Source organism: Nocardia aobensis NBRC 100429 (assembly GCF_000308375.1).
Taxonomy (GTDB): domain Bacteria; phylum Actinomycetota; class Actinomycetes; order Mycobacteriales; family Mycobacteriaceae; genus Nocardia; species Nocardia aobensis.
In genome coordinates this window covers 1-5366 of sequence record NZ_BAFQ01000192.1, presented here as the reverse complement: position 1 = coordinate 5366, position 5366 = coordinate 1, and the positions used below count along the sequence as shown (strand labels likewise).

The window sequence follows — 5366 nt, the reverse complement described above, 5'->3', positions numbered from 1 at the left end:
AGATACAGGAAGACGAATGTCCCGGTACCGGGGTGTTCGGCTCTCTGTGGATAGTTTCATAGAGTTACGGCGGCTATAGCGGTGGGGAAACGCCCGGTCCCATTCCGAACCCGGAAGCTAAGGCCACCTGCGCCGATGGTACTGCACTCGCCAGGGTGTGGGAGAGTAGGACACCGCCGGAACATACATTCGCGAAGGCCCCCAACCACCAGGTTGGGGGCCTTCCGCATTTCATCGGCTCGACATTTCCCGCAGGCGTTCGCCCAGGGTGGCGAGCTGTTCGCTGGTGCCGTGCTCGCGCCATTCCGGCTTTTCGTGGTCGTCGAGGTAGGCGCCGTGTTCGGTGAGGGTCAGCCGGGTGCCGGCCGCGGTTTCGGCGAATTCGACGGTGGTGAGCGAGACCGTCACGACAGCGTCGTCCACGCCCATCGTGGAGGTGTACACGATGCGTTCGGCGGGGACGATCTCCTGGTAGGTGGTGGTGAAGGTCATCCGCTTGCCGTCGTGTACGCCGACTGCGATCTCGCGGCCCCCGACACGGAAGTCGAGCTCGTGTTCGGTACCGGGCGCGCTGAACCACTCGGCCTTGCGTTCCGGTTCGGCCCATGCGCCGAAAACCGCTGCGGGAGTGACGGGATAGTCGCGTTCGAGGGTGAACGTGGAATGGACCAGGGAATGCGTGGTCGTCATGGCGACTCCTCGGGTTCGGGGGTGGTGTGCTCGGCGAGTGCTGCGCCGAGCGCGTCGAGGCGGCGTTCCCACGGGGTCTGCCGCGCGTGCAACCAATCCTCGGCGGGACGCAGCGCATCGGGCACCAGATGGCAGGTGCGCACCCGGCCGACCTTCTCTGACCGCACCAGCCCGGCGTCCTGCAGTATCTGCAGATGCTGCACGACGGCCGCCAGGCTCATCTCCAGCGGCTCGGCCAGGGCGCTGACTGCCGCCGGTCCCCGGCCGAGCCGTTCGAGTAGATATCTGCGGGTGGGGTCGGTGAGCGCCCGGAAGATCAGGTCCAGCCGCTCGGTTTGGTTAAGCACCTACTTAAGTGTAGAAGCTCTGCCCTGATAGTCAAGTAGTTACTTAACTATTGTTGCTCGCGCGTGCGGCTTCGAACGGCAGCCGGTCGAAGATGAAGCGGCTGGCTGTGATTCGGCCGTCGACGACGGTAACCAGTTCCGCCGCAGGGGCGCTCGGTACCGGGAGGGTCGCGGTGTCGTAGCAGACCAGAGCGGTGGTCTCGTCGCCGAAGGCGGCGAACATCGTTGCGCCGGTGAGGATTCGGGTGAAAGGTTCCATGAAGTCGCGATAGGCGGCCGCGCCTTCGATGCGGCCGGCGGGGGCATCGCAGACGATGTCGTCGGCGACGTAGGTCATCGCTCGATCGAGGTCCTTTCCGGTCCAGGCCTCGAAATAGGCGAGGGCCACCCGGGCCGCGGGGCTGTGGTTTCCGATCATGTCGTCCTCTTCTCCGGTCGATGGAACCCTGCACCGATATAGACACCGGCCGGGCGCGGAACGGACCGGCTGTCGGTGCCCGATGTGACGATGGGGCGATGACGGAGTCGTCGATGGCCCCGGGCGTGGATGAGCAGACCTTTCGTGAGCTCACCGAGCCCTATCGGGCCGAGTTGCGCACCCACTGCTATCGGATGCTCGGGTCGATGTACGACGCCGAGGACGCGTTGCAGGAGACGCTGCTCGCGGCGTGGCGGGGTATGGCCGAATTTCAGCAGCGGTCGTCGATGCGCACCTGGCTCTATCGGATCGCGACCAATCGGTGCCTCAATGTTCGCCGGTCCGCACTGCGCCGGCCGGTGGCGCCGTTGCCCTTCGACGCGCCGGAGCCGACTCGTCACGGGGAGGTGAGCTGGTTGCAGCCGTGTCCGGACGCGCTGCTGGATCCGCAGCAGGTGCTGACCGCGCGCGCATCCGTCGAGTTGGCGTTCATCGCCCTGCTGCAACAACTTCCACCGCGCCAGGCCGCCGTGCTCGTCCTGCGTGACGTGCTCGAGTTCAGCGCGGCGGAGGTGGCCGGCCTGCTCGGCCTCACCCCCGTCGCCGTCAAGGCGGCATTGCAGCGGGCTCGTGAACGTCTGGCTCGCCACGGGGGCGGGCGTCCGGAGCCGAAGCCGGGGTCGCCCGCGGAGCGAGGACTCGGCGAGCGCTTCGCGCGGGCCTTCGAGGCTGCCGATGTCGGCGCCGTGGTCGAGCTGCTCACCGACGAGGCGTGGCTGACCATGCCGCCGTGGCCGCACGAGTATCACGGCCGGGCGGCGATCGGTGAATTCCTTCGCGGTATTCCGGCATTTCGGGATCGTGCGGAGATTCGGCTGCAATCGGTGCGGGCCAACGCCCACCCCGCATTCGGCTGCTATTCCCGCCGGGCGGACGGATCGTTTCGGGCGACCGGACTTCTGGTGACGACGCACGGCCCGGACGGTATTTCCGCGCTCGCTCATTTCCCGCCCGCCGACAACTTCCCGCGCTTCGGCCTACCGTTGGCGCTGCCGCCGGGCGCCGCGACTATTTCCTGATGGAATCGTTGTCGAAATAAAACCTAGAAAATTCCTTCAAACTCTTCCGTTGTATAGGTGTTATCGACTATCCTCCGTTTCGGCAAACCATCCGCGACAGGAAGAGCGCAGTCGTTGCACCGGCGCTCCGACCATATAGACAACTTCCGGCTAACGCGCGGTCAGTCGGAGGTGTAAGCGAAGGGCCCGATCCATGACGAGGGAATCGGGCCCTTCGGTATTGTCTGGCGCAATGTCACAGGAAACGAACGCGGGTAGGATGTACGCCGGACAGCCCGTAGAAGACCGGCAGCGGCAGCGACGTGCGCGTTTTCTGGAATCTGGTCTGACAGTGTTCGCCAGAGACGGGTATGCCAATAGCTCGGTCGGAGCCATTTGCAAAGACGCCGGACTTTCCTCGCGTCAGTTCTACGAGGAGTTCACCGGTCGCGAATCGTTGCTGCTGGAACTCTACGAACAGATCGACCGGGAATCCCGGGACGCGGTCGTCGCCGCGTTGGACGCGCATGCCGATGCGAGCGCCATCGAGATCATCGACGCCGGGGTGCGCGCCTATATCGAGTCCATCGGGCGCGATCCGCGCAAGGCCCGCGTCGCGCTGGTCGAGGTGGTCGGCGCCGGGCCGAAGGTGGAGAAGTTCCGGCTGGAGTTGCGTCGCGCCTGGGGTGCACTGCTGGCCGGAGCCGCCGAGGATGCGGCGCTGCAGGGCGAGATCCCCAGCGGCGACTACGAAACGCGCATGCTCGCCATCATCGGTGCGGTGAACTACGTGGTCGACGAGTGGAGCGGTTCGGAGCCGCGCCGGCCCCTCGACGAGGTGATCAGGGTGCTGCGCCGGGTCATCATGGGTGCGGTCAGCGCCTGATCGACGAAGCGTCGTGCCGCCGAACGGGATTCGCTTTAGCATCGAGAGGTGCATGTTTCGCCGGGGGGCGGGCAGTCCCCGACATTCGTCGTCTGCGGAGACAACCCGCTCGTCCACCAGCTGGCCCTGCAGCTGACCACCCGGTTCGCCGATGCCACCGTGACCGCGGTACTGCCGAACCGCAACGGCAGCTACGTTCCACAGCTGGAGAAGTTGGCGCGGGTGCGAATCCTGTGCGCCGAGCGCCTGGACGAGACCGTCCTGCGCGCGGCCGGGGTGGAGCGGGCCCGAGCGCTGGCCCTGGTGGATCAAGCGGACGTGGAGAACTTCCACGCCGCGCTGCGCGCCCACGAACTCAATCCGCGGATCCGGCTGGTGATCCGAATGTTCAACACCGGCTTGGGGTTTCGCATTCGCCGGTTGTTCTCCGACTGTGTGGTGCTGTCGATCTCGGAGATGGCCGCCCCGTCGTTCATCGCCGCGGCCCTCGGCGAGAAGGCGCAGGACTATCTGCGGCTGGGCGAACGCACCCTGTACGTCGCCGCGGCCGGTGATGCGCCGCCGGATCGGGTGGTGGCCGGGCTGGCCGGCGGACCGGGCGCAATCGCGTTGCGCTCGCCGCACGCACCGGCGGACCGGGTGCTGGCGCTGGCCGGGCGGGTGCCGTATTCGCCCGGGGCGCGACGCCGCTGGCTGAACCAGCTGCGCTATCTGGTCCGTCACGATCTGATCCGGCTGCTGCTGGTGATGCTGATCATCATCGCGGCCGTGTGCGTCATCATGGTGCTGATCGGAAACAGCTGGGGCACAGCGGTATACGAAACGTTGCTGGATTCGGCGGGTGCGGCGCAGCCGGAGCCGGCCCGCGAACCGCTGTTCAAGATCCTGCAATTGGGGGTGGTCTTCACCGGGCTGGCGATGACGCCGGTGGTCACCGCGCTCGTGGTGGGTGGCGTGTTGCGGGCGCAGCTGTCGGAATATTCGATCGACCCCTCACGGATGGAAAACCACGTGGTGGTCGCGGGATTGGGCAATGTCGGAATGCGCGTGGTGGAACAGTTGCGCGACCTCGACGTGCCCGTGGTCGGGCTGGACTACGACGAGAACGCGCGCGGTATCGCGCTGGCGCGCAGCCTGGGGGTGCCGGTGGTGATCGGTCAGGCCACCTGGGAGGACACGTTGCGCGCGGTGGGTGTGCCGAAGGCGCGGGCGCTGGTTCTGCTGACCTCCAGTGACGCGGTGAATCTGGAGGCCGCGATGCTCGGGCAGTCCTATCGTGACGACCTGCGGGTGGTGCTGCGCGTCTCCGACGACGACCTGGCCGACCGGGTCCAGCGCAGTCTCGGGAAGGCGGTGGTGCGCAGCGTCTTCCAATTGGCCGCGCACGGCTTCGCCGCGGCCGTGGTGGAGCGGCGAGTGATCGCCACCCTGACGATCAACCAAGCCACCCTGCTGGTCGCGGAGGTGCCGGTGGAGCCCGGATCGGCGCTGATCGGGTTACGGATCGCCGACCTCGGATCGGCGGAACACACCCGGGTGATCGCGGTGCAGCCGGCGGTCGGGGACGCGCCGGAATGGCAGCCTGCGGCGCAGACGGTGCTCGCCGCGGGCAATCAGCTGGTGGTGGTGGCGACCCGGCGGGGACTCGACGAACTGCTGGAGGTCAGTTGTGCGCCCACGGTGAACGAAACGGCACGCGAGGCCATCGCGGCCGCTGAGGGGCTGGTCGTCGACGCGGCGGAAAGGCTGGTCGTCGACACAGCGGAGGAGTTGGTCGTCGGCGCGGCGGAGGAGCCGGCCGTCGACGCGGCGAACGTGATCGCCTCCGACGGCAGGGCCGAGGAGCCGGTCGCCGACGCGGAGGCTCGAGGCCCTGGCGACAGGCGGGCCGGAGACGCGGCAGACCGGGAGAGCGGACAACGATGTGCGGACGGGTCGGCCGAGCCGGATGCGGTGGGCTCCTGAGC

Annotated in this window: 6 protein-coding genes and 1 rRNA gene; 4 read left to right on the top strand and 3 right to left on the bottom strand. The window is 67.3% G+C overall.

The window, feature by feature from the left end; genetic code table 11:
- Window positions 1-65: 65 nt before the first annotated feature.
- Window positions 66-182: ribosomal RNA gene (gene rrf, locus RJ03_RS24960) — 5S ribosomal RNA — on the top strand.
- Window positions 183-231: 49 nt separating this feature from the next.
- On the opposite strand, the gene RJ03_RS24955 is transcribed toward rrf, so the two are convergent.
- From RJ03_RS24955 to RJ03_RS24945, 3 genes are read right to left on the bottom strand one after another with little or no spacing between them, the layout of a single operon-like run.
- Window positions 232-690, bottom strand: coding sequence for an SRPBCC family protein (locus tag RJ03_RS24955; protein WP_036506200.1), 459 nt, complete (start codon window positions 688-690; stop codon window positions 232-234).
- Entirely contained in the window at window positions 687-1037 is a 351-nt protein-coding gene (locus tag RJ03_RS24950) for an ArsR/SmtB family transcription factor (protein ID WP_036506198.1), read from the bottom strand. Before RJ03_RS24950 ends, RJ03_RS24955 begins: the two co-directional genes overlap by 4 nt.
- A 43-nt stretch (window positions 1038-1080) precedes the next feature.
- Window positions 1081-1455, bottom strand: a complete 375-nt coding sequence (locus tag RJ03_RS24945) for a nuclear transport factor 2 family protein (RefSeq protein WP_036506196.1) — start codon at window positions 1453-1455, stop codon at window positions 1081-1083.
- A gap of 98 nt (window positions 1456-1553) precedes the next feature.
- On the opposite strand from RJ03_RS24945, the gene RJ03_RS24940 reads away from it, so the two are divergent.
- The 3 genes from RJ03_RS24940 (at window position 1554) to RJ03_RS24930 (ending at window position 5364) form a co-directional block, all read left to right on the top strand.
- Window positions 1554-2534: an RNA polymerase subunit sigma-70 gene (locus RJ03_RS24940; protein WP_036506206.1), complete on the top strand. Its 981-nt coding sequence runs from the start codon at window positions 1554-1556 to the stop codon at window positions 2532-2534.
- 193 nt (window positions 2535-2727) lie between these two features.
- Window positions 2728-3399, top strand: a complete 672-nt coding sequence (locus RJ03_RS24935; RefSeq protein ID WP_306304686.1) for a TetR/AcrR family transcriptional regulator — start codon at window positions 2728-2730, stop codon at window positions 3397-3399.
- A gap of 48 nt (window positions 3400-3447) precedes the next feature.
- Complete coding sequence (locus tag RJ03_RS24930) at window positions 3448-5364, top strand: NAD-binding protein (protein ID WP_051025222.1); 1917 nt, start codon at window positions 3448-3450, stop codon at window positions 5362-5364.
- Window positions 5365-5366: the final 2 nt, after the last annotated feature.

Excerpts from the sequence above, each read along its gene's own strand:
- RJ03_RS24955 (WP_036506200.1), bottom strand. The coding sequence starts at position 690 with ATGACGACCACGCATTCCCTGGTCCATTCCACGTTCACCCTCGAACGC.
- RJ03_RS24945 (WP_036506196.1), bottom strand. The coding sequence starts at position 1,455 with ATGATCGGAAACCACAGCCCCGCGGCCCGGGTGGCCCTCGCCTATTTC.
- RJ03_RS24940 (WP_036506206.1), top strand. The coding sequence starts at position 1,554 with ATGACGGAGTCGTCGATGGCCCCGGGCGTGGATGAGCAGACCTTTCGT.
- RJ03_RS24935 (WP_306304686.1), top strand. The coding sequence starts at position 2,728 with ATGACGAGGGAATCGGGCCCTTCGGTATTGTCTGGCGCAATGTCACAG.